Below are 23,414 nucleotides of genomic sequence, written 5' to 3'. Positions count from 1 at the left end.
CCGGCGTCTAGCGTGGCAGGCATGGAAGAGCAGCGCACACGCCGGTGGGGCGGGCCCCCCTGGGCCGGGGGCGGCCCGCCGTGGGGCCGGTGGCCCGGGCCACCGTGGTGGAACCGCCGCGACGAGGAGGAAGAGGGCGGCGGCCGTCCGCTTTGGCCCTGGCGTTCGACGCTGCTCCTCACCGTGTTCGTCCTCGTCGGCAGCAACTTCGCCGCGGAGCAGCAGCCCGATCGGGAACAGTTCGACGTCCTCGCGCGGCTCCTCCTCTTCGGGGGCGCCGCTCTGCTCCTGTGGCGGCAGCGGTATCCCGTGGCCGTGGTGTTCGGCACCGCGGCCACGGCCCTCGTCTACTTCAGCGCCGGATATCCGTACGGGCCGATCTTCCTCACGGTCGCGCTCGCCTGCTTCAGCGCGATCGTGGCCGGGCGGCGCTGGGCGGCCTGGACCGCGCTCGGCACGCTGTGGGTGGTCCACCTCCTGGTGGGGCACTGGCTCTACCGGTGGCTGCCGCCGAAGGGCGACCCGGTCTCCTCATGGGGCGAGGAGGTCGCCATCGCCACCTGGATGGTCGCCATCCTCGCGGTCTCCGAACTCGCCCGGGCACGCCGTGAGCAGTGGGACCGCGACCGGGCGGAACGCAGGCAGGCGGCCAAGCGGCGAGCGGACGAGGAGCGGCTGCGGATCGCCCGGGAACTGCACGACGTCCTGGCGCACAGCATCTCCGTCATCAACGTCCAGGCGGGCGTCGGTCTCGCGCTGCTCGACTCCGACCCGGAACAGGCGCGCACCGCGCTCACCACCATCAAGGCCGCCAGCAAGGAGGCCCTGGGGGAGGTGCGACAGGTCCTCGACACGCTCCGTACGCCCGGAGACGCGCCGCGCGCGCCGGCACCCGGCCTCGACCGGCTCCCCGAGCTCGTCGAGCAGGCCGCGGGCGCCGGACTGACGGTCGACGTCGAGAGCGGGGGCGAGCGCAGGGCCCTGCCGCCGGGTGCCGACCTCGCCGCCTTCCGAGTCATCCAGGAGGCACTGACCAATGTCGTACGGCACTCCGGATCGCGGCACGCGCGCGTGCGGGTCGACTACGCGCGCGACGCTTTGACGCTCCGTATCGACGACGACGGACCCGCGACAGGCGAGGACGCGGGCGGCAGCGGAAACGGGCTGGCCGGAATGCGGGAGCGGGCCGCGGCCCTGGGTGGCACCATCGAGGCCGGACCGCGCGAGGACGGAGGCTTCCGGGTGCTGGCCCTGCTGCCGCTCAAGAACTCGCCCGCCACGTCAGGGACGCCGGCCGGGACGTCCGACAGGCCCGAGAAATCCCTCAAACTCAAGGAGGACCGGTGATCCGCGTACTGCTCGCCGACGACCAGTCACTGGTCCGCGCAGGCTTCAGGGCACTCCTCGACGCCCAGCCGGACATCGAGGTGGCCGGAGAGGCCGCCGACGGCGAGCAGGCGCTGCGCGCGGTGCGCGAACTGCGGCCCGACGTCGTCCTGATGGACATCCGCATGCCCCTGCTCGACGGCCTCGCCGCGACCCGCCGCATCACCGACGACGACGGCCTGAACGACGTCAAGGTGGTCATGCTCACCACCTTCGAGCTGGACGAGTACGTCTTCGAGGCCATCCGCTCCGGAGCGTCCGGCTTTCTCGTCAAGGACACCGAACCGGAGGAACTCCTGCGCGCGGTGCGGGCGGTGGTCGAGGGCGACGCACTGCTGTCACCGGGTGTGACCCGGCGGCTGATCGCCGAGTTCGCGGCGCGTTCCAAGGAGCCCGCGGCCGCCGGCGCGCTCGCCGAACTCACCGAGCGGGAGCGGGAGGTGATGGCGCTGGTCGGCATCGGACTGTCGAACGACGAGATCGCGCGCCGGCTGGTCGTCAGCCCGCTGACCGCGAAGACCCACGTCAGCCGGACCATGGTGAAGCTGGGCGCCCGCGACCGGGCCCAACTGGTCGTGCTCGCCTACGAGTCGGGGCTGGTGCGGCCGGGCTGGCTGGGCTGAGCCGCCTGCCGGAAACGGACCAGCACACTGGCCACCCGGAAGACGAAGAGCACGGCAGCGAGTGAGGTGCCGGCCGCGAGCTGGACCTTCTCGATGGTGACCGGCAGGTCGAAGAGCAGCGCCGGTCCGGCGAGGGCCCCGAACGCCACCGCCGCGGCGAACGCGGCGCTGAACAACGCGTATCCGATCTCGACGGTCATCTCGTCCCGCTCGGACTGAGTCCGCCGCCCCCTGGTCTGTCCCATACCGGCAGTCTCACAGGGGAGCGCCCGGCGGGGCAAGGAAAGGCGCGCCCGGCGGGGCAGGGAAAGGCGCGCCCGGCGGGGCAGGGAAACCCGCCGGGCGCATGCCGTCGCGAGAGGAGTCGGTCGCGGGCCGAGGTCAGTCGCGGGCCGCCACCCGCTCGTCCTCCCGCTCCCGCTCGTCGTCCCGTACGTCCCCGGACTTGGCGACCAGGATCGTCGTCTGCCGCGTCCGCTGCCCGCGCAGTCCGGTGGCCGTGATGAGCAGGCCCACCACGGCGATCGCGGTGACGACGACCAGACCGGGACGGTAACTGTCGAGGACCGCCTGCGGCGAGGAACTGTCGGAGGCGTTCGCGGTCACCACGGCCGTCACGATCGCGAGGACGATCGCACCGCCCACCTGCACCGAGGTGTTGAGCAGACCCGAGACCATGCCCTGCTCGTGGTCGTCCACGCCGTTGGTGGCCTGGATGTTGAGCGAGGGGAAGACCAGCGCGCAGGCCGCGCCGATCAGCAGCATCGACGGCAGGATCACCGCCGCGTACACGGGGTCCAGGTCGACCCGCAGGAACAGGGCGTAGCCGACGACCATCAGGGCGAAGCCGGCCACGATGAGCCGTGGCGTGCCGAACCGGTCGACGATCGCCCCCATCTTCGTCGAGGACAGCGCCACCAGCGCGCCCGCGGGCAGGAAGGCGAGCGCGGTGTGCAGTGCCGACCAGCCGAGCAGCGACTGCATGTAGAGCGTGACCAGGAACTGGAAGCTGACGTACGAGCCGAAGAACGCCATCGCGCCCAGCTGTGCCCGGACCTGGTTGCCGGAGCGCAGTACGCCGAGCCGGATCAGCGGGCTTGCGCTGCGCCGCTCGACGCGTACGAACACGGTCAGCAGGACGGCCACCGCGAGGAACGACAGCAGCGTACGGGCCGTGGCCCAGCCCACCTCGGGTGCCTGGACGACGGTGAAGACGAGCAGCAGCATCGAGGCGGTGCCGAGAATGGCGCCCGGTATGTCGTAGCCGCGGTGGGTGCGGTCGCGCTCGCTGCGCGGGATGAGCTTGAGACCGGCGATCAGGGCGATGACGGCGATGGGCGCGGGCAGCAGCATGGTCAGCCGCCAGCTGGCCTCGGTGAGCAGCCCGGACAGGACGAGGCCCATCGAGAAACCGGTCGCGGCACAGGTGACGTAGATGGAGAGCGCGCGGTTGCGCAGCGGGCCCTCCGGGAACGTGGTGGTGATGATCGACAGGCCCGCGGGAGCGGTGAACGCCGCGCTCAGGCCCTTGATGAACCGGCTCGCGATGAGCAGCGGGCCCGAGTCGACGAGCCCGCCGAGCAGCGAGGCGAGCGCGAAGACGCCGAGCGCCACCAGGAAGACCTGGCGGCGGCCGAGGAGGTCGGCGGCGCGACCGCCGAGGAGCAACAGGCCGCCGTAGCCGAGGATGTAGCCGCTGACGATCCACTGCAGGGTCGAGGTGGAGAGATCGAGTTCGGAACCGATGGACGGCAGGGCGACGCCGACCATCGACACGTCCAGCGCGTCCAGGAACATCGCGGCGCAGAGCACGAGGAGGGTGCCCCACAGGCGAGGCGTCCAGCGAACCGCCGAGGACGGCGCCGCGGGGGTGGTGAGCGGAGAGGTCATGCGCCACACAGTACATGCGCGTGCATTCAATGCAAACGCATTTAATGCGGATGCAACAAAGGTGATTTTTTGCTAGGGTGCGGGTCATGGCGGCTGTCGAGAAGGCCGAGCAGGGCCTCGTGGACCAGTGGCGCGACATCCTCGCGGTGCATGCGCGCACACTGTGCGAACTGGACCGGACCCTGCACCAACACGGCCTGGGTGCAAGCGACTTCGAGGTCCTCGACGTACTGGCCTCGACCGCGCCTGCGGACGGCGGCGACAGCTCGTACCGCGTCCAGGAGATCGCCGAGCGGGTTCATCTGAGCCAGAGCGCGCTGTCCCGGCTGATCGGCCGCCTGGAGAAGGACGGTCTCGTGGAGCGCTGCATGTGCCCGGAGGACCGGCGCGGCGTGCGAGTCGCCCTCACACCGAAGGGGCGCACGCTGCACGGCGAGGTACTGCCGGTGCAGCGGGCGGTGCTGGGGCGGATGCTGACGGGTGGCGCCGCCGGGTGAATCGGTCCGGCTGGGCTGGGTCGACGGCTGGGCTGGGTGATCGGCCGGGTCGGGGGATGGGCCGGGTGGGGTGAACCGGCTGGGTCGGGTGAACTGGCTGGGCGGGTGAGTTGCTGAGGCGGCGGGCCGCCCGGTAGCCGCTGTTGTCGTCTGCGCGGCTCAGTTCCAGGTGACCGCGGACTTCTCCCGCCACAGCGTGGCGAGCGACGAGTCTCCTGTCACGCTCGGGAACGGTGCGCGGTTCCACAGCGCCAGGTAGAGCTGGGCTGCCGTCCCCGCCAACTCACAGTCCGCGTCCGCCACTTCGCTCTGCTCGGCCGCCGGGGGTTCGGGCGACAGCCGTACGCTCCACACGGCGTCCGAGTCCGAGGCCCGCACCCTCAGGACACGCGGCTCGTCCGTCCGTACCCTGCTTCTGCTGCGGGCGTGGAAACCGAGCAGCAGTTCGTCGATGCCGTCGACCGCGAAGTCCACGGGGACCGCGGTCGGGGTGCCGCCACGGGCGGACTCGGCGTCGACCCGGTGCACGGTCGTCTCATGGGCCTGCCGCCGCGCCCAGAAGGCGAGCGGCGAAGGGGCGGGCAGGAAACTCCAGCACTCCACGTCGGGAGGAGCGGTGGCGAGTGTGTCGACGAGCCTGCGGTGCCCGTCCCTGAACCAGGTCAGCAACGCCGAACCGTCCAGCTCGGGCAGGCCGCCGTCGGGATGGTACGAGGTGTGCCCCTCGGTCACGAACGCCGTGGCCCAGCGGTGCACCATGCCGGTGTGCCGCAACAGGTCCCGCACCTGCCACTCGGGACACGTCGGCACCTTGGCGTCGGCCCCGGCCTCCTCCGCGGCCTCGGCCAGCAAGCCGCCTTCCCGGTCCAGGCTTCGAATGAGCTCGGCAGTCTCCATGTAGAGAAGTGTGCCGGATGGAGCGGGCTTCAGGAGGGGCAGCAGGCGGCGTACTGGGCGAGGGTCACGATGGTCGCGCCGTGACGGCTGAGACTCGAGCCGACGGAGTCGACAGTGCCGACGGAGCCCGGCGGGGCGTCGTGCGCGTTTCGACACGAGCCGGCGTGTCCAACTCCGCTGTCAGCCGCCGGTGTTCGCGTCCTTCTCGTCGAAGCTCGCGAAGTAGGCGGCGGCCATGTCCTCGTCGGCGTGGCCCTGGGCGGCGGCGCGGGCGAAGCGCTCGGCGCTCGCGGCGGCGACGTCGAGACGGAGTCCGTGCCGCTCCCCGGCCTCGACGATCAGACGGGCGTCCTTGGCGGCGGTGCCCACGGCGAAGGCGGCGGGTGACAGCTGGTCATTGAGGATGAGCCCGGCCTTGGCGCGCAGGTAGCCCATGTCGAGCGGGCCGCCCGCGATGGCGTCGAAGAAGCTCTGCGGATCCACGTCCAGGGCCTTGGCCAGGGCCAGCACCTCACCGGTCGCGTTGGTGACGGAGAGGACCCAGCTGTTGGCGACGAGCTTGAGACGGGTGGCGCTGCCCGCGGCACCGTCCTCACCGGTCCACACCGTACGGGCGCCGACGGCGTCGAAGACCGGCGTCACGGTCTCCCTGCCGTCGTTCGGACCGGCGGCCAGGACGAGCAACTGGCCGGCCTCGGCGGGCTGTCGGGTGCCGAGAACGGGCGCGTCGTAGAAGACCAGGCCCTTCTCGCGGGCGAAGTCGGCCAGTTCGCCGACGGCCTCGATCCCGGCGGTCGTCGACTGCACCCACGCGGTGCCGGCACGCAGGGCGGGTGCGGCCTGCCGCATCACGTCCAGCGCGGCAGGGCCGTCGTACAGCATGGTGAGGACGACATCGGCGCCCTCGACCGCCTCCACGGGGGTGCCGACGACGAGCGCGCCGTCGGCGGCGAGGGGTTCGGCCTTGTCGCGGGAGCGGTTCCAGGCACGGACGGTGTGTCCGGCGCGGACGAGGTTGCGGGCCATCGCGGCGCCCATGATCCCGGTGCCGAGGACACTGACGGTGAGCTCGTCGGTCATGACATCAACTTTCCTGATCCGTATGGTGCGTCGGTTACCACTGTGCCTTGCCCTGCCCTGCTGTGCCTTGCTGTGCCCTTGCTCTGCGGTGGCGTGCTGCGCCGTGGTGATGTCGGGCGGGCGCGCGAGGCGCCGCGCGGCGGCGGGCGGTGTCTCACCCGGCGGCGGCTCCGACGATGCCATCAGCCGACATCATCAGTCGGCAGTCGCCCGCCGCGTCCCGTATCCGATGACGGCGGCCACCGCGGCCAGGGTCGCCACGCTGGTGAGGGCGATGGGCAGGGAGAACCAGTCGGCCATGAAACCGATGGCGGGGGGCCCGAGGAGCATGCCGCCGTAGCCGAAGGTGGAGGCGATGGCGACGCCGCTGGGGCCGGCCAGGGCACCGGCCCGTTCGACGGCGATCGGGAAGATGTTGGCGAGGCCGATGCCGGTGACGGCGAAGCCGAGCAGGGCCGCCCACACGGAGGGGGCGAGCGATCCGACGAGCATGCCGACGGCGGCCATGGCGCCGCCCGCGACCACCGTCCGGGTCCGCCCGAGCCGCTCCAGGAGCGTGGTCCCGCAGAGTCGGCCGATCGTCATGGCGAGCGCGAAACACGAGTAGCCCGCGGCGGCGATGCCCGGGTGCGCGTCCAGGTCCTGCTCCAGATGCAGTGTGCCCCAGTCGGCCAGGGCCCCCTCTCCGTAGGCCGTGCAGAGGGCGATCAGACCGAAGACGACGACCAGTCGGCGCGTACGGGGGTCCGGTCGACGCGGTGCCCGCTCCTCGGGCTCTCCGCGATCCGGCCGCGGTACGGGGGACTCGTACCGCAGCAGGGCGCGTCCCGCGACGGCCGTCACCAGCAGGCCGATCATGGTCAGACCGAGCAGATGCCGGGTCGGCGACAGCGAGCCCGCCACCAGCCCACCGAGGCCGGCGCCGATCATCCCGCCCAGGCTGAAGGCCGCGTGGAAACTGGGCATGATCGGCCGCCGCAGCGCGGCCACCAGGTCGACGGCGGCGCTGTTGAAGGCGACGTTGATCCCGCCGTAGGCGATCCCGAAGATCAGCAGTACGGCACCGAGTGCCAGTGCCGAGTGCGTGAGTGGTGGCAGTGCGACGCTGAGGGAGAGCAGGACGCCGCAGATGACGGTGATGGGGTGGCTGCCGTAGCGGCGGCAGAGTCGACCGGTGAACATCATCGTGACCACAGCGCCGGCGGAGACGCCGAGGAGGGCGAGGCCCAGGGCGCTGGCGGAGGCATTGGTCTGCTCTTTGATGGCGGGGATACGGACGACCCAGCCGGCGAAGATGAAGCCGTCGAGGGCGAAGAAAACGGTGAGGGCGATGCGGAGTCGCGTGAGGTCGTTGCCCGGCACGACGCTGTGCGATCGGGATTTGTTTATTAGCGGCACAAAGTCAGGCTAGGTGGGAGCCCGTGGCTGGGCAAGGGAGTTGACGGGTGCCTGGTCGCCGAGGGCTTCGGGTGCCGAAGGGAAACGCCTCCGGGAGCAATCGAGCCCAGCCGCGCGTGGCGGATGACCGAGGCAGTCATTGCGGGCTTCTGTCGCCTTCCGGGGGCTGTTCGTGCTCTTGGACCACGCGATTGCGTACCGGTGCTGGTTGGGTTGCGGATCATGGGCTGACGGGCAGGGGATGCCGTCGCCTGTCAGGCTCTGGGCGATGGCGAAGAGGTCGAAGCCGGCCAGGTATTCCGCGAAATTCCGTCGCAGGCGGTCGTGGCGTCAGGCACGAGACGGTGCAGCCGCTTGCCGTCGGCCGCTTATGCACCGTCGCTGCCGTCGCGCAGGGAATGGATCATGCTCTGCAGGATCCGGAACGCGCCTGACTGCTCGGTCTCGGTCATGCCGGCCAGCATTCTGACCTCGACGGACCGGACCGCTACGGTCGCCTTCTCCAGGCTCCGTCGGCCGCGAGGTGTGAGCCGTGCGGGAAGGACCTTCCCGACGGGTGCCTCCGCGGGCCTGGTCACGTAGCCGTCTCGTTCCAGGGCCTGGAGCAGCACGTTCATCGACTGCCGTGTCACGAACGCGCCCCGCGCGAGCTCGGAGTTCGACAGGCCCGGCCGTTGAGCCAGCAGTTCGAGACAGGAGTAGTGCGTCACGCTCATCCCGAGCGGCCGCAGCACCTCCTCCATGGCTGCGCGGAGGACGCTCGACGCCTCTTTCAGCAGGTAGCCCAGTGACGTCTCCAGGTCGACACCGTCTTGATTCATGTCAGAATTCTGACATAAATTGACCGTGTCAGAAAGCTGACACGAAGAGAAGGAGCATCATCATGCCCGCCACCGGCCCCGACTTCATCTCGCTCCAGGCGCGCGACCTCGACGCTTCGCAGGCGTTCTACGAGCAGTACCTCGGCCTCGTCCGCTCGCAGGCCGGACCTCCGCACGCCGTCGTCTTCGAGACGAAGCCCATCGCGTTCGCACTCCGCGACGTCGTTCCCGGCACCGATCTCGCATCCGTTGCCCAGCCCGGCATCGGTGCCGCGATCTGGCTCCACGCCACCGACGTCCAGTCCATCCACGATGCTCTCGTCGCCGACGGCCACACCATCGTCTCCGCACCGATCGACGGCCCCTTCGGTCGGACATTCACCTTCGCCGACCCCGACGGCTACCAGGTCACGCTCCACGACCGCGCCTGATCGGCCAAACGCCACCGGACGATCATCGATCCCCGAAGACCGCGGTTGCGCCCTGGGCTCGTGCGTGACGCTACTGCCTGAGCGGGTGGGTCAGAAGATCGGCGTCTGTGCTTGGACTTCGGTGAGCGCATCCTCCATGGTCAGCGACGGGAGCACGCGGACGCGGTTCCAGTGGGGGAGACGAGACTCCACCAGGAAACGGTCGATGTTCTCGACCTTGTCGGACTGCACGATCGCGACAATCGTGTGTTCACGGTTGACGAAGGGACCGGCCACGATCTCGACGCCTGCCTTCTGGGCGAGGTTCGGCACGTCAGGACCGGTCTTCAGCATCAGGTCGCGCGTTGTTGCGTTGGAGGTCGGACAGATTTCCGGAGTGTGGGTCGCGATCAGGACGAAATGCATCTCGAGGTTTCCTTCCACTCGAAGGCCCCTGATCTCAGGCTAAGCCGCGTCAAGGTGCTCCGCGAACGGCGATCCCGGTGGAGGAGTCAAGCCGTGTGGCCGGTCACGGCAACAGGGGCTGCAGTGCGTGGAGTGGGTGACTCTCGCAGGGACGGCGCTCGGGGCTGTGACGGGGGTGGGGGCCACCTTGCTCGGCGAACAGCTGCGCTGGCGGCGCGACCAGCGACAACAGGCTGCAGGATCTCCGGAACCTGCATGACCTCAGTTCCCTGGTCATCTGGTTTGCCGTGTCCGTGTACGGCTGCTTTCCGGGCCCGGCGGCGAACGTGTCTGTACGACTACGGCTGGAGTACTGGCCGGTGGGCCGGGGCCTGGCGACTTGGTAGAGGCATCGGTCCCGGATCAAGGCCCACAGGAGTAAGTTCCAGTGTGTTCAGGCCGTCTGCCCGCGCGCAACTCAACGGTGCTGACTCTTGGGTGACAGGTCAGCAGCCATGCGCACCCAGCGCGCCGCCGACGCCCATCGGGCACGTGCGCGGACTCGTGGCCTGCCTGCCCGCCGGGCACCCGGAATGTGTCTACCGGCTCTACGACTACATGGCCGACGCGGTTCGTATCGACTCCTCCAGCAGCTGTGGTAACACCCTGGTACCGGAGTACTTCGTGCCGTAAAGGCCTGCGATGGCGGCGACTTCCGGATTTGCACCATCCGGGCTTCTAGAGATCTTCCGCAGCTGGGCTACGGCGGTTGGAGGCCGAGACCGCCTTGGCATGAGGCCCTCGATGTGGAGGGGCCGACACTGCCATCTGTTTGAGCCGGGCCTTCACCAGTGCGGTGTTCTGGGCAGGGCTGTGGCTGATGAATGGTGGCCGGGGACCGTGACGCGGGTGGACGCGATGCAGCGCCGGACAGTGACCAGCCTGTTGGGCGGCGTGAGGTCGCGATGGACGAGACCAGTCTGGTGAATGGAGACCAGGCTTCGGCCAGTCCGGCCGCTAGAGGTTGGCCCACAAGGGCGGGGCACAAGTGAGATGATCTCTCATGCCGTCTGTGTGCTCGCGACCACCGGCGGGTGCTGGCGGTGCTGAGATTCCTGGAAGGAAACGGCTGACCCCAGGCGCTCGCCGAAGGCCCGGCCGACGCCGGGGCGGCGAAAAGGCTGGTGTGCGGGGCCGACGGAACCGGGTAACGTCTTTGTCATGTTCTTCCAGACGTCGATTTACGAGTGAGAGCGTGACGGGCCCCTGCTGACGTCCTTCGACGTCGCCGCCCGTCCCCCACCGATGAATCCGTAGATCATTTCACATCATTACCGGGAGAAGCCGTGACCGTGAGCAAGAACATCAACAATCCCGTGGGCATGGGCGGCGGCCAGCGCAAGAAGCTGTCCCGCGCCGAGCGGCAGAACAACGGTCCGTACCGGAACCTCGACCGCCAGGGTGCGGCCGACCAGAAGGCGGAGCTGGTGCGCAAGATGCGCGAGAAGACAGGCGCAGCTGAGGGCGCCGGGCAGGCGGGCGACGACACGGCACAGAGCTGACGCACCGCCGCCGCAGGGCGGCACCGCACGGGCAGGGCCCGGACCGCGACGCGCAGTCCGGGCCCTGCCGCCGTATCGGGGCTCTGGTGCCGTACCGGGCACGGCCGGTCCTGCTCAGCTCTCGACCGACCACCCGTGTCTCAGTTGACCACCCGGGGCAGCCGCAGATTCGGCAGCCCCGTCACCGCCACTACCCCCGAGCTGCACCAGCAGCTCAGCGTGTTCCCCGTGCCCAGCCCGGGCGACACTGCAGCTGAGGCTTGTTCTGCAGAAGGATCTTTGCTCTGGCGGCGTGGCTGATCGCGCTGTGAACTGCCTCTCTGCCCAGCGAGGTTGAGGTTGTGCAGGCGCGCGATTCCGCGCATGGCGTGATGGACTCCGGGCAGGGTCGAAGACCTCGCCTCTGCCACCCGCGACCTGTACGCCGAGGCTGAGGCCGCGCTGGTCCTCGCCGAGAACGACGCTGGGCAGGGGCAATAGCCGCGGGTCGCCCGGGTCGCCCGGGCCGCGCGGGTTGTCGTCGGCGTCTCGACGGCCAGGACTCCGCGCAATCACCGCATCCCGAGCGAGTGCAGCCACCGAGACGATCACCACGCCGACGATGCTCGGTCCATCATGGACAGCGCCCGTGGCAAACGCCGGCAACGATCACTCCGCTGATCTGGGGTTTTTGCGCTGGTTGGCATTGAAGCGCGCTTTCTTCTGACGATTCCCGCACGTGTTCATGTCGCACCATTTGCGGGTGCGACTTTGGCTGGTGTCGAAGAAGGCGGCTCGGCAGGTTGGTGATGCGCACAAGGCCAGTTTTCCGTCTCGTTCGCCGGCGATGATGCTGATCGCGTCGGCGGCGATCACGCTGAGGGCGTCCTCCACGCAGGAAGCCGAGCCGAGCTGCCACCGCCGCTTGCCCTCGGGCGTCAGGATGGCCGCGGCCCGACCCTGAGTGCTGCAGTCGTTGATGACTTGGACAGCAGACGCAGGGAGAGCGTCCTGGATCGCGGCCGCTGTCGCTGCGGTGTGAATCGACTCCCTCAGTTCCCGGGCGAGGTCGAGTTGGGCAGTGGTGCAGGACGCCACGGTGAGGCCGTTCACTGCCAGCCAGTCGATGAGTCGGTGTGGCGTGGGAATGCGCTCCACAGCGTTGCCATGACGCTCCGACAGAGTCCCCGTGAAGCTGGTCGCCAGCACGCTACCGAGGCGGAAGTCAGGGAATCCAGCACGCATGGAACCACCTTAGAGGGTTGCGGCGTGGCTCGGAGAACTGCTAGAACCGCCTTAGCCGGTTCCACGAAGGCCAGGAGGTCTCATGCCCCGTCCAACCAGCGGCGTGCAAGCATTCGAAGCCCAGGCAACTGACGCTGACCTCGATGATCTGCGCGCGCGACTGGCCGCGGCGAGACTGCCGGAGGCTGAGACGGTCCATCGCGCCGCGCCCGACCCTCGCCGATGGGAACAGGGCGTTCCTCTCGCCGACCTCGTGGACGTCGTGAACTACTGGCGCACCGGGTACAACTGGCGGTCGTTCGAGGAGCGTCTCAACCGGATCGGCCAGTTCCGTACGACCATCGATGATCTGGGAATCCACTTCCTGCACCGCCGATCCGCGCGCGCCGATGCCACGCCTCTGCTCTTGACGCACGGCTGGCCGGACAGCATCGCTCGGTTCATCGATGTGGTGGACGAGCTGGCAGATCCGAAAGACGCAGACGCGCCGGCGTTCCACGTCGTGGTCCCGTCGCTGCCAGGCTTTGGTTACAGCGACAGGCCGGCCACCACCGGGTGGGGAACCGAAAAGATCGCGGCCGCATGGGTGGAACTCATGGGAAGGCTCGGCTACAGCCGGTTCGCAGCCCACGGCGGCGACTGGGGAGGCAACATCACCACGGTGCTCGGCGGCAGGTTCCCGGCGCACGTGCTCGGTATCCACACCACGTTCGCGGAGGCACCACCCGGGTTGACAACGGACGGGCTGACGGCGGAAGAGCGGAGGTGGACCGAGGAAACCCGCGATTTCTGGCGCCACCGCGCGGCGTACGCGAAGCAGCAGGCGACCCGACCGCAGACCATCGGCTACTCGCTCGTCGACTCACCGGTCGGGCTCCTCGCCTGGATCCTTGACAAGTTCGCCGAGTGGTCGGACACCGAAGACAGCCCGTTCGAGACGATCTCCATGGACAGGATTCTTGATGACGTCACCCTGTACTGGCTGACGCGGACCGGCGCGTCGGCGGCCCGCATCTACTACGAAAGCCACAACTCGCTCGATCCCGAACTTCGGGTCGACGTCCCGTCAGCACTCACTATGTATCCCCGCGACGTCGAGAAGTGTCCGCGCCCCTGGGCGCAGGAGCGGTACCGACAGATCGTCCGATGGAGGTCGCCCGAAACCGGGGGACATTTCCCGTCGCTGGAGGTTCCCGAGTATTTCGTCAAAGATCTACAAGAGGGCCTCGTGGCGGTGCTGGCCGCCAATCGGTGAACGCGGCTGGGTGCCGGCGCTCACTCACCCCACTTCGCCGTCTTCTTCATCGCGGGCAAGGGCGGTGCGGCTCGCCCAGACCCCCGCAACCCCTACGGCCGCCACACCCACTCCAACAGCTGCTACACGCCCGGCTTCCGCAGCCGCGCTCTTCAATTGCGCCGGGTCCCGGGCCGCGTCCCACCATCGTGTCGCCTCCAATGAACGTCGGCCGGACTCGATTCCGAGAGGCCTGTGGAATTCATCGACGGCAATGCCGACATGGTTGATCGAGCCCACCACAGCCCGGAGCGAGGGCAAGTGCAGCAGCACATTCGAGTTGGCCGTGCCGGCAGCAGCATCCATCCGTGCCATCAGGTGCTCGATCTTCTGCGAGATGAGTTCCCGCCGCTTCTGCCGGTCGTCCTTCAGTACGAGCCGACGCCCGTCCAGTCCGTCCGGGGACTCGTCCAGCACCCGCGCCAGTCGCAGCACATCGAGCGCGTCCTGCAGTTCGAAGCAACGAGCCACGACGGCGAGCAACTCCTGGACCTCGGACTCTGCTTCCTTGGCCGTCTTGGCGAGTTCACCGATCTTGGTCGTGCTCTCCACCCTCTTCGCGAGTGCGTCGAGGCCGCCCAGCGCCCACCCCAGGGCATCCGTGATCGTGTGGGTCCTACCCTGCACGGTCGACCACGTGTCGTCGTCGACCCCACCCGTCCGTTCCAGAACGTTCATGGCGGAATCGAGGTCGATTCCCGCTCCGAACACCTTCGCCAACTCGGCGTTCTTCTGGGCGCGGAGCACGTCGTCGACCTTCTTGTCGATCGTCGCGAGATAGCTCTTGATCTCGCTCATCTCATGCTGCCTCGCGAGCTGCGCCATGATCCCCGCGGCACCGGCAAGAATCGCGGGGTTGGTCAGCAGCGAGCCGGGCCCCTTCACGATCCGGAGCCAGGACTCAATCGAGCCCGGTCTCCCCACCATCGCGTAGCTGACCCCTGGCGTCTTGCTTTCCATCAGCCCGTACTTCTTGACCAGCTGCGCGGACTCCTCGGTCAGCTTCACCCAGCGGCACGAGTTGGCGGCGATCTCGGAACCTGCCTGTGCGAGTCCGGCCCCGAGGCGGAGGAGAGGTCCGAGCCTTCGCAATCCGAGGTCTTTCGACAACGACAACAGTCCCTCGGAGGCGAGGAAGCGCTCGACATCCGTCAGGGTCCCGATGACCGCAAGGCCATCGCCGTCACTGATCAGCTGAATCTCGTTGTCCATCGCCCGCTCCTGTAGTGACTCCTCGCAGCTGAGGGTAGTTGCACACCGCGGCCGCACCCTCAACTACGAAGAACCCCTTCACTCTTCGGTCTGTTCGAGCAGCGGGGCCAGGTACTCGATCAAGCGCCAAGTGTTCGCAGCATCACCCATGGACTCCGCCCAGTCGGCGACAAGCTCCAGCAACAGGCTGTCAGCACGTTCTGCCTTGCCGGCATAAAGCAGCAGACTGACCTCCTCAGTACGGAGTACAAGCGTGACCCCGTCCGTGCTCCCCAGAACTGACCGGCACTGATCCACCATCTTCTCCACCAGCACCACGGCTCTTCCGAAGTCACCGCGCGCTGCCAGCTCGGTGAGCCATGCACGCCGCAGCGGCATCAGTTCCCAGGCGTCGCTGCCCAAGATCCCTTCCGCAACGGCAAGTCGAGTCCCGGCGTCGTCGAGTTCCGACTCCGGGGGAGCCAGGATGTTCAGCTGGGTGCGGCGGCGGAGGGTCCGCGGATGGTCGTGTCCGAGGTCGCGCTCAGCACGCCCCACGGTCTCGTCGGCCAACGCCCGCGCTCCGGCAGGATCGACGCGCGACAGCGCCGAGAGCGTTAGACAGAGCAACCAGAACGTGTTCGGGTGGTCCTCTCCGAAGAGGCGTCTCGCCTCCGCCAGCTGCCTCTCGAACAGCGGGCAAGCCCGTTCGAAGTCGCCCAGCCATGAATAGGCCAGGCCCGTCAGCAGCCGTGCTCCGGCAGCCGCGGGGCTGTCCGCGCCCCTGAGGCGCTCCAGAGCGGCAGCGCTCCGAGCACAGAGAGCCGCGCTGCGCGCCGGATCGATCGAGGCGAGGTACAACGCGGCCTTGATGAACAGGTCCGCCAGTTCGGCGGTATCGGACTCGGCGGAGGAACGACTGGCCAGCGCCTCCACGTGGGTCGCCCACAGCCGTGCGGCTGGACCCCAGGCATGGCCTTCGATGCGGACCTCTCCCAGCGCCCAGGCCGCGCAGTCGCGGTCGCCGAGTGCCTCCTCCGGATCCGCTGCCCGGGCCGACGCCTGGACCAGCCGGTGCACCGAGACGGTGTCTCCCCGCAGCGTGATCATGCTGTATGCCGCAAGACGGCGGATGCCTTCGGTCACTGCGAACTGATCCGCGAGCCTGTCCAAGTACGCTCTCGGGATCTCTTCCGGTGCCCACCAGGCGATGGTCCGCAGGATGCGCGTCGCAGTGGGCGTTCCGTTGAGACGCTCCAGCGTGACCTGCCATACCCGGGCGATCGTCCGCTGCGCATCACCGCCCTCCGCAGTCGCGGCGAACATCTGGGAAGGCCGACGGGCAAGGAGATCGAGGTACTTCCTCGGAGTCACTCCTGATTCACGGCAATACGCGGCCGCTTGGTCGACGGCCAAGGGGAGTCGGCCCAGTTCGGCGCAGAGCTCCTCGACTCCGTCCGGTGCACCGGCTTGGATGCGCATGAACAGGTCCACGGCCTCGGCCGGCTCGAGTACGTCCAGGTCCAGCGACTTGCTGACCCCCCGCCAAGTCGCCGCGCCCAGCCTTGTAGTGATCAGGAAACGTCCGTGCGGCAGCCGTGCCAGCAGGGGTCGGATGTCGGCCAGGTCCGAGACATTGTCGAGGACGAGCAGCCAGTCGCCGTGGGAGGAAAGCCACTGGAGTACCCGCTCCCGGAGCGCTTCGTCCGTCAGGATGCCGACCAGGGCGGGCTGGAGGGCCCGGCCGAGCGCGGCGAGGCCCGCGTCAAGTTCGCTCGGGGACTCCGCCGTGATCCACCACACGGGGTTGTACACGGTGGCTTGGGCCGCGGCCCAACGAGCCGCCAGCGTCGACTTTCCGACTCCGCCCAGGCCGTGGACAGCATGGACGACGACCCCTCCAGTGTCGGCGAATGCCTGGTCCAGCAGCTCCAGTTCACGCCTCCGCCCCACGAATTGCTCGGTGCGCTCGGGTAGATGGCACACCCGTCCGGCGAAGTCGAGTGCCTCCGCCGGAAGGAAGGTCGCCCGCGCAACCTGCGTGACGAAGTCACCGGTTGAGACGCTGCCGATGTCACCACCGGCCGCGACCGCCCGCTCTCCCGATGCCTCGCCAGACATGCCACCGCTCATGCGTCCCCCGTGGAGACACTCCCGATGTCACCACCCGCCGCAACGGAACGGTCGCCGGAGGCGATGACGGTCCCGCCGGAAGGCGTGGTCGAGGCAGACGTCGTCCGAGGCGTCACGGACACCCCGTCCCCGGTGGCCACGGCACCGATGCTCCCGCCCGCGGCTACCGAACGCGCACCGCTCGCGGTCACATCCGGCCCGGGAGCCGCCGACGATCCGAGCAGGGCGTAGATGGTCAGCGCAAGGCCGATCAGTCCCGCCGCGCCACCCGCCACACCTGCCCAGGGATCAGCTGCATCGACGTCCCACACTCCACCCACGAGCAACCCCACGGCCCCCGCCGCGCAGAGCCCGATCCCCGCCCACATCAACACCCTCGACTGGCCCGTCATCCGGACATCATCCCGCCGGAGCATCCGGACCGCAGCAATTCGCCAGTCTGCGAACTCCTTTGAGAGCCTGCGACACGATCACGGCCGCGCCTACTTGAGGCGTCTCCATGCGCTCGGTCGGGAAGCGTCTCTGCGTGCCCAGTCGAGGGCCGGCCCGCGGATCGCCGGCTCCTGTGTGGGAGAGAGGGCGTGGTCGAGCGCCGGGTCAGGCGGCACGACGGTGTTGCCCGCTCACGAGCGCGCGGATGCCCGCTAGGAAACGTCGGCCACCGAGAAGACCCCCGGCCCGCTGACCCCGTACAGCACACCGCCCACCAGAAGCGGCGGCACCGAGTTCGGCGTCAGTTCCTCGAAGGAGCGGTCACCTGTGTCGAAGGACGAGGCGGTGCGCCCGATCTCCTTGCCGGTGCGTGGATCGAGAGCCAGGATGCTGGTGTCCGGCATCGTGACGTACAACCGGCCGTCGTGGAGTGCCGGTTCGCTGAAGACGCGCAGGTCGCGCGAGCTGGTCCAGAGCGGCTTCCCGCGTTTCAGATCGAGGGCGAGCAGGGTCTCGTTGCCGTAGTCGAAGATGTACATGGTGTCGCCGTGCACCAGCGGCGGCGCTTCCGGCTCGACGCTCCAGGGAAAGTCGAATCGGCGGGTCTTCCCGCTGCCGAGTTCCTGGATGAAGAAGGCGGCGGAGACCCCGGTGTTGTCGTCCCAGCGCGCGTAGTACGCCGTGTCGTCGTGGACCGTGGCCAGCCACAGATCGCCCTTGGGCGCCTCGACGTTGCTCAGCGTCCTGCCGGTGCGCGCGTCGAGGCGGGCTATGCCGCCGGAGCCGCCGCGCAGATCGGCGTAGAGGGTTCCCTCGGACCCTTCGTGGAACGGGCTCGCCGACGCGGAAGCCAGTTTGCGCTGCCACAGTTCCTCACCCGTGCGCGGCTCGTACGCCGCAAAGCGCGCGCTGTCGGAAGGCCCGAGCTCGTCCAGCCGTACGAGCAGCACCCCGCTCAGGTACGCGAAGTCGCCCACCGGACCGTCCACATGCCACAACCGTGCGCCGGTCCTGCCGTCGAAGGCGTCCACTCCCTCGGATCGGTCCGAGCTGTTGACGAACACCACACCCTCATGGACGACGGGCTCGCGCAGCGTGTAACCGCTGACCTTCTTCTGGCTCATGGGACTGGTCCACTCCACGCGGCCCGTCGCGGAACTCAGTCGCATCAGCGCGATCTGTGGAGAGGAGCAGAAGACACCGAGCGCGTCCGGAACGCACGCCGGGCCGAAGGGCATCGGCTCGTCCTCCTTCACGTCCGGCTCCAGTGCGTTGTGCCACGGGCTCCAGCCCGCCGGTACCGGGCCGTCGGCACGGTCGACCGTGCTCGCCGGATCGTCGTCCAGCACCGTGACCGAAGCCGCCCCGGCCATGCCGAGGACGACCGCGCCGACGAGGGCGGTCCACAGCCAGGTTCTACGGCGCCTCCGTTCGGTCGGCCTCGCGCCCGAAGGCGGCAGCCTCCCTGATTCCGGCAGCACGGTCACCGGGCTCTGGGACGGCTCTTCGTCGGAATCGGACTCTTCGCCGGTCGGCTCCTTCGGCAGTCCGGTCAGTGCGTCCAGCACCTCGCTCGACGTCGGACGGTCCGCCGGCTCCTTCGCCAGACAAGCCGAGACCAACGGGCGCAGCGGCTCCGGCAGCCCGCCCAGCTCGGGCTCGCTGTGCACGGTGTTGTACGCGGCGAGGTAGGCGTTCTCCGCCTCGAAGGGGCTGCGCCCGGTGGCCGCGTACACGAGTACCGCCCCCAGTGAGAAGACATCGACGGCGGGGCCGACCTCGCGGGGGCGGCTGAACTGCTCCGGTGCCATGAACGGGGGCGAGCCCATCACCATGCCCGTCTGGGTGCGGACATCGCTGCTTGCCGCGCGCGAGATGCCGAAGTCGATGACGCGTACCGCCCCGTCGTCGCCCTCACCCTCCAGCAGGAGCACATTGCTCGGCTTGAGGTCCCGGTGCACGACCTCCGCGCGGTGGATCTCACGCAGCGCCTCGGCGAGTTCGGTGCCGAGGCGGCGCAGCGCCTGCCGATCCAGCGGACCCGCCTCCGCGACCCGTTCGGTGAGTGTGCGGCCCGGAACGAACGCGGTTGCCATCCACGGTCGTTCCGCGTCCGGGTCGGCGTCCACGACCGGCGCGGTGAACGCACCGCTGACCCGGCGCGCGGCCGCGATCTCCTGCCGGAACCTGGCCCGGAACTCGGCGTTGTCGGCATACCTCGTGTGCACGACCTTGACGGCGACGGCCCGCCCCGAGGCTGATCTGCCCAGATAGACGACGCCCATGCCGCCGGTCCCGATCCGCGATTCGATCCGGTAGCCGCCGACAGACCGCGGATCGTTCTCGCGCAGGGTCACCCTGGCTCCTCCACCAATTCTCGCCCGGACGGTTCTGGCCCGCGTCCTTCTGACGGGGACCCTTCTGACAGGGACCCTTCACTCTAGTGCCCGTCTCCCGGGCTCATCCGGTGAACAGTCGGCGCATGGGCTGCCGATTCCGCCCGGGCGTCATCGTTCGAGCGTCATGTACAGGCGGGTGCCATGGGGTTGGTAGCCAACGCGTTCATAGACGCGACGGGATCCCTCACCCCCGTACTCCAGCCAGACCGTGCGTGCTCCGCGGGCGAACATGGCCTCGCTGAGCGCCGCGGTGACAGCGGCGGCGATGCCCTGGCCCCGGAAGGCGGGCCGGGTGCCCACGCCCGCCAGCTCCGCGGTGTCCACGGCCGGCGCGGAGCAGGAGGCCGCACCGGCGCAGCCACCGTCGGGGGCCCGCACGAAGCGAACGGCCCCGCCGCCCGCCTCGATCCGGCGCAGCCTGGCCGCGCCTTCCGCGGACGCGGGGAACTCCCCGGCGAACGCCTCGGACAGTGCGGCATCGATCGATGCGTACTCCTCGTCCGACCGCGGGGCTTCGACCTGCGGCGGAACGAGGCTCACGGGGTGCGTCGTGCCGACGGCCGACGGCATCGTCAGGGTGGCGGGAGTACAGACCAGGTACTCGTGCGTGGCCTCCGTGATGAACCCCGCCTGCCGAAGGGCCGCTTCCACGGCGGGCGCGCCGTCCGGCGCGAACTCCAGGCGTGGCTTGAGGCCGCGCTCTCGGAATGCGTCGATCAGGACTGCGACGTCCCGTCTGCTCGGGTGGGCGCCGGGCAGAGGCGTTGCGTAGTTGACGTAGGGGCTGGTGGTCGAGGGGTCGAACCCCGCGATGAAACCGCCGACTTCGGTCGCTTCGGGGCGGCGACGGAGGTTGATGACGGCAAAGCTCTGGACGTCGATGTCCACGGTACGGATGACCTCACGAAAGACAGCGTGACGGAGCGCGCTCCCGCCGCACGTACATACGGATCGAGAGCCACGCAGGCTTGTGGTCCCGGCATCGACCGGGAATCACCTCGGCGCCGAGAGGTGAGGGCGGTGCATCGGACACCGCGTTGGTGGGCCACCGTCATCAGCGCGAACGACACCGATCGCCGCCATGCCCGAAGGCAGGGCGGTCAGTGCCGACGGCGGCCGCTGGGGGACGCCGCAATCATTGGCTTCAGTCCTTCGACGTGAGTGAGTACAACTGGAGAACTCGACGGACGCTTCCACACCATCGAGGTGCAAGGCAAGGGAGTTCCCGACAGCAGCGCTCCACCCTTCCCGTAGACCTTCCCGCAGAGGTGATTGCGTATGGGTAACTCATCAAGTCAGATACATGCACTTGATGTTAAGTGAGTGTCTCTCTAGCGTTCTCGGCATGAACCTCACCGTCCTCGCGGCCTCCGGTCGGACCGGAATCGCCCTCACCCGACAGGCGCTGCGACGTGGTCACACGGTGACCGCCATCGCGCGTGATCCCGAGAAGATCGTCCTGCCCGACTCCCCGAGCCTGCGGAAGGTGGCGGGCGACGTGAACGACGCGGCCGGTATCGCCGCCGTCGTGGACGGGGATTCCGTGGTCCTGTCCGCGCTCGGCACGGACCGGGCCGGGACTCTCCTGACCGGCGCCCGGGCTCTCGTCGCCGCCGGTCCGCGGCGCGTCATCTGGCTCGGTGCCTACGGCACGGGCAGGTCGGCCGAAGCGGCGGGGGAGGGCGCGGGCGTGCTCGCCCAGGTGCTGGGCGACCGGCTCGCGGACAAGGTCGAGGCCGACAACACCGTTCTCGCGGCCGGCGGCACGGTCTTCCACGCCGGGATGCTCGCCGGCGGGCCGGAAAGCCCCCGCCGGCGCACGGTCGGCCTGGAGGCCGCGCCTCCCTTCGACCTCGGTGCGAAGGTCAGCCGGGAAACCGTCGCCGCGGCGATGCTCGACGAAGCCGAGGCGCCCGGTTTTCCCGGTGCCGTGGCCCTGCCATTGGCAGAGTAGGAGAGGTAGGTGGAGCAGCCGGCAGGCGGGGTGGTGGGCAGGTGGAGTGGTCAGCAGGCGGTGATCTCCTCGATCGACGCCCGGACCTGCTCGCGGAGCCAGGCGTGGGCTGGGTCGGAATCGTAGCGCTGGTGCCAGTTGCAGTTGATCGTCGCCACCGGGGCCCCGATCGGCAGCGGCCGGGCGACGAGCCCGAACACCTCGATGAGCGGGCGGCCGAGGACCGCCGTGCAGGTGACCAGCGCGTCGCCGCGGGCGGCGATCTGCAGAGCGGTGGACACCGTCGCCACCGCCGCGACCACCCGGCGCCGCAGGCCTTCGGCGGCCAGCACGTCGTCGATCGACGCGGTGAGGCGGCCACGCCGGGAGATCACCACATGCGGCTGCGCCGCGTAGGAGGCCAGGTCGAGTCCGGCGGCACACGGGTGGTCCGCGCGCATCGCCACGACGAGACGGTCGTCGCCGAGCGGCTCGGACCGGAACTCGGGCAGATCGGGCCTGCCGCCACCGAGTTCCAGATCGACCCGGCCGCGTCGCAGGTCGTCGGTGTCGACGGAGTTCTCCGCCAGCACCCGCAACTGCACCCCGGGAGCCCGCTGCTGGATCCTCCCCACCAGTACCGGCACCAGTGACGCGGCCACCGCGTCGTGACACTGGATCGTGAAGGTGCGAGCCATCCCGGCCGGGTCCAGCTCACGGACCGGCGAGAGCACGTCGTGCGCCTGCCTGACCAGCCGGTGGACGTCCTCCCGCACCGACAGCGCGTACGGGGTGGGAGCCATCGAGTGGCCGGTGCGCACCAGGATGTCGTCCCCAGTGACGGCGCGAAGCCGGCCCAGCGTGCGGCTGACCGCGGGCGAGGACAGGTGCAGCCGCTCGGCCGCACCCATCACGCTGCCCTCTTCGAGCAGGGCGTCCAGCACGGTCAGCAGATTCAGGTCCAGTTGCATGAAAGTAAATCTTAACAAGACATGGATCCACTTCGATCAACTCGGGAGCATCCCATGACCCAGAGCCAGGAACTGCTTGCCGCCACCGTCGCCGCCGTCCGCCAGGCCGGCGCCCGGATGATGACGCGCTATTCCACCGAGTCCCGTCAGCCCGGGCTCCCCGAACTGCTCGCGAACCTCCAGGCCAATGACGCGGTCGTCGTCGACACGTTGCGCCCTGCGTTGACCGAGGCCCTGCCGAGCGCGGGCTGGCTCAACGACGAACACGGATCAGGACCGCTGCCCACGGGCGAGTGGTGGCTCATCGACCCGGTCGGTGGCAACGTCAACGCCGTGCACGGCATGCCCGACTGGAACATCGGAGTGAGCCTCGTCCGTGACGGCCGCCCGGTGATGGCGGTGGTCTACTTCCCGGTCTTCGACGAGATGTTCACCGCGACCGAGGGCGGCGGGGCGTTCCTCAACGGCGCACGGCTGCGGGTTTCGGTCAAGACGTCGCTGGACGGCGCACTGGCCGGGACCGGCCAGGCCCAGCCGGGTCACGACCCCGACCTCGCGAAGCGGATGGGCTCCGCCTTCACCGCGATGACGAACTCCGCCCTTCATGTACGCATCTCCGTACCGGTGACCCACCAGCTCGCCCAGGTCGCCGCGGGCCGGATGGACCTGCACTGGCAGTTCGACAACGTCCGGTCCCACGCGGCCGGTGTGCTGCTGGTCCAGGAGGCCGGAGGAGTCGTGACCGACATGGAGGGCAAGCCGTGGCAACTGGCAGGCGTGAACTACCTCGCCGCCGCGCCGGGTGTGCACGCCGCCGCGCTGGAAGTCCTCCTTGCCTGAGGGAGTTCGGCGCGGCGACGCTCCCGGG

At 69.2% G+C, this 23,414-nt stretch carries 23 protein-coding genes; 9 read left to right on the top strand and 14 right to left on the bottom strand.

The annotated features are described in order from the left end of the window. Positions 1–21 precede the first annotated feature (21 nt). Positions 22–1,347: a sensor histidine kinase gene (locus tag ACZ5VQ_RS27015; RefSeq protein ID WP_469107138.1), complete on the top strand. Its 1,326-nt coding sequence runs from the start codon at positions 22–24 to the stop codon at positions 1,345–1,347. Beyond that, positions 1,344–2,009 carry a response regulator gene (locus ACZ5VQ_RS27010; RefSeq protein WP_469107137.1) on the top strand — a complete coding sequence of 222 codons (666 nt, stop codon included), beginning with the start codon at positions 1,344–1,346 and terminating at the stop codon, positions 2,007–2,009. The genes ACZ5VQ_RS27015 and ACZ5VQ_RS27010 overlap by 4 nt, the downstream gene beginning before the upstream one ends. Here the strand turns inward: ACZ5VQ_RS27010 and ACZ5VQ_RS27005 are convergent. Next, the gene (locus tag ACZ5VQ_RS27005; protein ID WP_362068593.1) at positions 1,970–2,254 is read right to left on the bottom strand and encodes a DUF6332 family protein; all 285 of its coding nucleotides are present in this window, start codon (positions 2,252–2,254) and stop codon (positions 1,970–1,972) included. The genes ACZ5VQ_RS27010 and ACZ5VQ_RS27005 overlap by 40 nt on opposite strands. 136 nt (positions 2,255–2,390) lie before the next feature. Beyond that, the gene (locus tag ACZ5VQ_RS27000) at positions 2,391–3,899 is read right to left on the bottom strand and encodes an MFS transporter (RefSeq protein WP_469107136.1); all 1,509 of its coding nucleotides are present in this window, start codon (positions 3,897–3,899) and stop codon (positions 2,391–2,393) included. A gap of 86 nt (positions 3,900–3,985) precedes the next feature. On the opposite strand from ACZ5VQ_RS27000, the gene ACZ5VQ_RS26995 reads away from it, so the two are divergent. Next, positions 3,986–4,396, top strand: a complete 411-nt coding sequence (locus tag ACZ5VQ_RS26995; protein ID WP_469107135.1) for a MarR family winged helix-turn-helix transcriptional regulator — start codon at positions 3,986–3,988, stop codon at positions 4,394–4,396. 159 nt (positions 4,397–4,555) lie between these two features. Here the strand turns inward: ACZ5VQ_RS26995 and ACZ5VQ_RS26990 are convergent, their stop codons facing one another. From ACZ5VQ_RS26990 to ACZ5VQ_RS26975, 4 genes are all read right to left on the bottom strand, one after another. Beyond that, positions 4,556–5,293: a maleylpyruvate isomerase family mycothiol-dependent enzyme gene (locus ACZ5VQ_RS26990; protein ID WP_469107134.1), complete on the bottom strand. Its 738-nt coding sequence runs from the start codon at positions 5,291–5,293 to the stop codon at positions 4,556–4,558. A 180-nt stretch (positions 5,294–5,473) separates the two neighbouring features. Continuing rightward, positions 5,474–6,373: an NAD(P)-dependent oxidoreductase gene (locus ACZ5VQ_RS26985; protein ID WP_469107133.1), complete on the bottom strand. Its 900-nt coding sequence runs from the start codon at positions 6,371–6,373 to the stop codon at positions 5,474–5,476. Between the two features lie 195 nt (positions 6,374–6,568). After that, complete coding sequence (locus ACZ5VQ_RS26980; protein WP_469107132.1) at positions 6,569–7,735, bottom strand: MFS transporter; 1,167 nt, start codon at positions 7,733–7,735, stop codon at positions 6,569–6,571. A gap of 404 nt (positions 7,736–8,139) precedes the next feature. Then, positions 8,140–8,592, bottom strand: a complete 453-nt coding sequence (locus tag ACZ5VQ_RS26975; protein ID WP_469107131.1) for a MarR family winged helix-turn-helix transcriptional regulator — start codon at positions 8,590–8,592, stop codon at positions 8,140–8,142. Positions 8,593–8,654: 62 nt separating this feature from the next. On the opposite strand from ACZ5VQ_RS26975, the gene ACZ5VQ_RS26970 reads away from it, so the two are divergent. Further along, positions 8,655–9,023, top strand: a complete 369-nt coding sequence (locus ACZ5VQ_RS26970) for a VOC family protein (RefSeq protein ID WP_469107130.1) — start codon at positions 8,655–8,657, stop codon at positions 9,021–9,023. Between the two features lie 90 nt (positions 9,024–9,113). Here the strand turns inward: ACZ5VQ_RS26970 and ACZ5VQ_RS26965 are convergent, their stop codons facing one another. Further along, positions 9,114–9,428 carry a hypothetical protein gene (locus tag ACZ5VQ_RS26965; RefSeq protein ID WP_469107129.1) on the bottom strand — a complete coding sequence of 105 codons (315 nt, stop codon included), beginning with the start codon at positions 9,426–9,428 and terminating at the stop codon, positions 9,114–9,116. Positions 9,429–9,959: 531 nt separating this feature from the next. On the opposite strand from ACZ5VQ_RS26965, the gene ACZ5VQ_RS26960 reads away from it, so the two are divergent. Together ACZ5VQ_RS26960 and ACZ5VQ_RS26955 are read left to right on the top strand one after the other, a co-directional pair. Continuing rightward, positions 9,960–10,100, top strand: a complete 141-nt coding sequence (locus ACZ5VQ_RS26960; RefSeq protein ID WP_469107128.1) for a hypothetical protein — start codon at positions 9,960–9,962, stop codon at positions 10,098–10,100. A gap of 653 nt (positions 10,101–10,753) precedes the next feature. Further along, a complete protein-coding gene (locus ACZ5VQ_RS26955; RefSeq protein ID WP_382129688.1) occupies positions 10,754–10,969 on the top strand; it encodes a DUF6243 family protein in 216 nt (71 codons plus the stop codon). Between the two features lie 648 nt (positions 10,970–11,617). On the opposite strand, the gene ACZ5VQ_RS26950 is transcribed toward ACZ5VQ_RS26955, so the two are convergent. Beyond that, on the bottom strand, positions 11,618–12,193 hold the full coding sequence (locus tag ACZ5VQ_RS26950) for a CGNR zinc finger domain-containing protein (protein WP_469107127.1): 576 nt from the start codon (positions 12,191–12,193) through the stop codon (positions 11,618–11,620). A gap of 82 nt (positions 12,194–12,275) precedes the next feature. Between ACZ5VQ_RS26950 and ACZ5VQ_RS26945 the strand changes: the two genes are divergently transcribed. Further along, on the top strand, positions 12,276–13,448 hold the full coding sequence (locus ACZ5VQ_RS26945) for an epoxide hydrolase family protein (protein WP_469107126.1): 1,173 nt from the start codon (positions 12,276–12,278) through the stop codon (positions 13,446–13,448). Positions 13,449–13,472: 24 nt separating this feature from the next. Here ACZ5VQ_RS26945 and ACZ5VQ_RS26940 read toward each other — a convergent pair whose 3' ends face one another. The 5 genes from ACZ5VQ_RS26940 to ACZ5VQ_RS26920 all read right to left on the bottom strand — a co-directional run bounded on the left by ACZ5VQ_RS26940 (position 13,473) and on the right by ACZ5VQ_RS26920 (position 20,530). Further along, entirely contained in the window at positions 13,473–14,699 is a 1,227-nt protein-coding gene (locus ACZ5VQ_RS26940) for a hypothetical protein (protein WP_469107125.1), read from the bottom strand. Between the two features lie 78 nt (positions 14,700–14,777). Further along, a complete protein-coding gene (locus tag ACZ5VQ_RS26935; RefSeq protein WP_469107124.1) occupies positions 14,778–16,799 on the bottom strand; it encodes a tetratricopeptide repeat protein in 2,022 nt (673 codons plus the stop codon). An 8-nt stretch (positions 16,800–16,807) separates the two neighbouring features. Next, positions 16,808–17,203, bottom strand: a complete 396-nt coding sequence (locus ACZ5VQ_RS26930) for a hypothetical protein (RefSeq protein ID WP_469107123.1) — start codon at positions 17,201–17,203, stop codon at positions 16,808–16,810. A gap of 252 nt (positions 17,204–17,455) precedes the next feature. Then, the gene (locus tag ACZ5VQ_RS26925; protein WP_469107122.1) at positions 17,456–19,600 is read right to left on the bottom strand and encodes a serine/threonine-protein kinase; all 2,145 of its coding nucleotides are present in this window, start codon (positions 19,598–19,600) and stop codon (positions 17,456–17,458) included. A 150-nt stretch (positions 19,601–19,750) separates the two neighbouring features. After that, entirely contained in the window at positions 19,751–20,530 is a 780-nt protein-coding gene (locus tag ACZ5VQ_RS26920; protein ID WP_469107121.1) for a GNAT family N-acetyltransferase, read from the bottom strand. A 457-nt stretch (positions 20,531–20,987) separates the two neighbouring features. Between ACZ5VQ_RS26920 and ACZ5VQ_RS26915 the strand changes: the two genes are divergently transcribed. Further along, entirely contained in the window at positions 20,988–21,596 is a 609-nt protein-coding gene (locus ACZ5VQ_RS26915; protein WP_469107120.1) for an NAD(P)-dependent oxidoreductase, read from the top strand. 50 nt (positions 21,597–21,646) lie between these two features. Here ACZ5VQ_RS26915 and ACZ5VQ_RS26910 read toward each other — a convergent pair whose 3' ends face one another. Further along, a complete protein-coding gene (locus ACZ5VQ_RS26910) occupies positions 21,647–22,546 on the bottom strand; it encodes a LysR family transcriptional regulator (RefSeq protein ID WP_469107119.1) in 900 nt (299 codons plus the stop codon). Positions 22,547–22,600: 54 nt separating this feature from the next. On the opposite strand from ACZ5VQ_RS26910, the gene ACZ5VQ_RS26905 reads away from it, so the two are divergent. Further along, positions 22,601–23,386: an inositol monophosphatase family protein gene (locus ACZ5VQ_RS26905; protein ID WP_469107118.1), complete on the top strand. Its 786-nt coding sequence runs from the start codon at positions 22,601–22,603 to the stop codon at positions 23,384–23,386. The last annotated feature ends 28 nt before the right edge of the window (positions 23,387–23,414 follow it).

This window comes from Streptomyces sp. NPDC033178, assembly GCF_055577685.1.
The sequence above is the reverse complement of the archived record's forward strand: the minus strand, read 5'-3'. Positions and strand labels throughout refer to the sequence as shown.

What these genes read in the sequence shown, in the direction of transcription:
- ACZ5VQ_RS26985 (WP_469107133.1), bottom strand. Translation starts at nt 6,373, where the DNA reads ATGACCGACGAGCTCACCGTCAGTGTCCTCGGCACCGGGATCATGGGC.
- ACZ5VQ_RS26935 (WP_469107124.1), bottom strand. Translation starts at nt 16,799, where the DNA reads ATGTCTGGCGAGGCATCGGGAGAGCGGGCGGTCGCGGCCGGTGGTGAC.
- ACZ5VQ_RS26965 (WP_469107129.1), bottom strand. Translation starts at nt 9,428, where the DNA reads ATGCATTTCGTCCTGATCGCGACCCACACTCCGGAAATCTGTCCGACC.
- ACZ5VQ_RS26995 (WP_469107135.1), top strand. Translation starts at nt 3,986, where the DNA reads ATGGCGGCTGTCGAGAAGGCCGAGCAGGGCCTCGTGGACCAGTGGCGC.
- ACZ5VQ_RS26970 (WP_469107130.1), top strand. Translation starts at nt 8,655, where the DNA reads ATGCCCGCCACCGGCCCCGACTTCATCTCGCTCCAGGCGCGCGACCTC.
- ACZ5VQ_RS26950 (WP_469107127.1), bottom strand. Translation starts at nt 12,193, where the DNA reads ATGCGTGCTGGATTCCCTGACTTCCGCCTCGGTAGCGTGCTGGCGACC.
- ACZ5VQ_RS26915 (WP_469107120.1), top strand. Translation starts at nt 20,988, where the DNA reads ATGAACCTCACCGTCCTCGCGGCCTCCGGTCGGACCGGAATCGCCCTC.
- ACZ5VQ_RS26940 (WP_469107125.1), bottom strand. Translation starts at nt 14,699, where the DNA reads ATGGACAACGAGATTCAGCTGATCAGTGACGGCGATGGCCTTGCGGTC.
- ACZ5VQ_RS27015 (WP_469107138.1), top strand. Translation starts at nt 22, where the DNA reads ATGGAAGAGCAGCGCACACGCCGGTGGGGCGGGCCCCCCTGGGCCGGG.
- ACZ5VQ_RS26975 (WP_469107131.1), bottom strand. Translation starts at nt 8,592, where the DNA reads ATGAATCAAGACGGTGTCGACCTGGAGACGTCACTGGGCTACCTGCTG.
- ACZ5VQ_RS27005 (WP_362068593.1), bottom strand. Translation starts at nt 2,254, where the DNA reads ATGGGACAGACCAGGGGGCGGCGGACTCAGTCCGAGCGGGACGAGATG.
- ACZ5VQ_RS26930 (WP_469107123.1), bottom strand. Translation starts at nt 17,203, where the DNA reads ATGACGGGCCAGTCGAGGGTGTTGATGTGGGCGGGGATCGGGCTCTGC.
- ACZ5VQ_RS26905 (WP_469107118.1), top strand. Translation starts at nt 22,601, where the DNA reads ATGACCCAGAGCCAGGAACTGCTTGCCGCCACCGTCGCCGCCGTCCGC.
- ACZ5VQ_RS26990 (WP_469107134.1), bottom strand. Translation starts at nt 5,293, where the DNA reads ATGGAGACTGCCGAGCTCATTCGAAGCCTGGACCGGGAAGGCGGCTTG.
- ACZ5VQ_RS27000 (WP_469107136.1), bottom strand. Translation starts at nt 3,899, where the DNA reads ATGACCTCTCCGCTCACCACCCCCGCGGCGCCGTCCTCGGCGGTTCGC.
- ACZ5VQ_RS26910 (WP_469107119.1), bottom strand. Translation starts at nt 22,546, where the DNA reads ATGCAACTGGACCTGAATCTGCTGACCGTGCTGGACGCCCTGCTCGAA.
- ACZ5VQ_RS26945 (WP_469107126.1), top strand. Translation starts at nt 12,276, where the DNA reads ATGCCCCGTCCAACCAGCGGCGTGCAAGCATTCGAAGCCCAGGCAACT.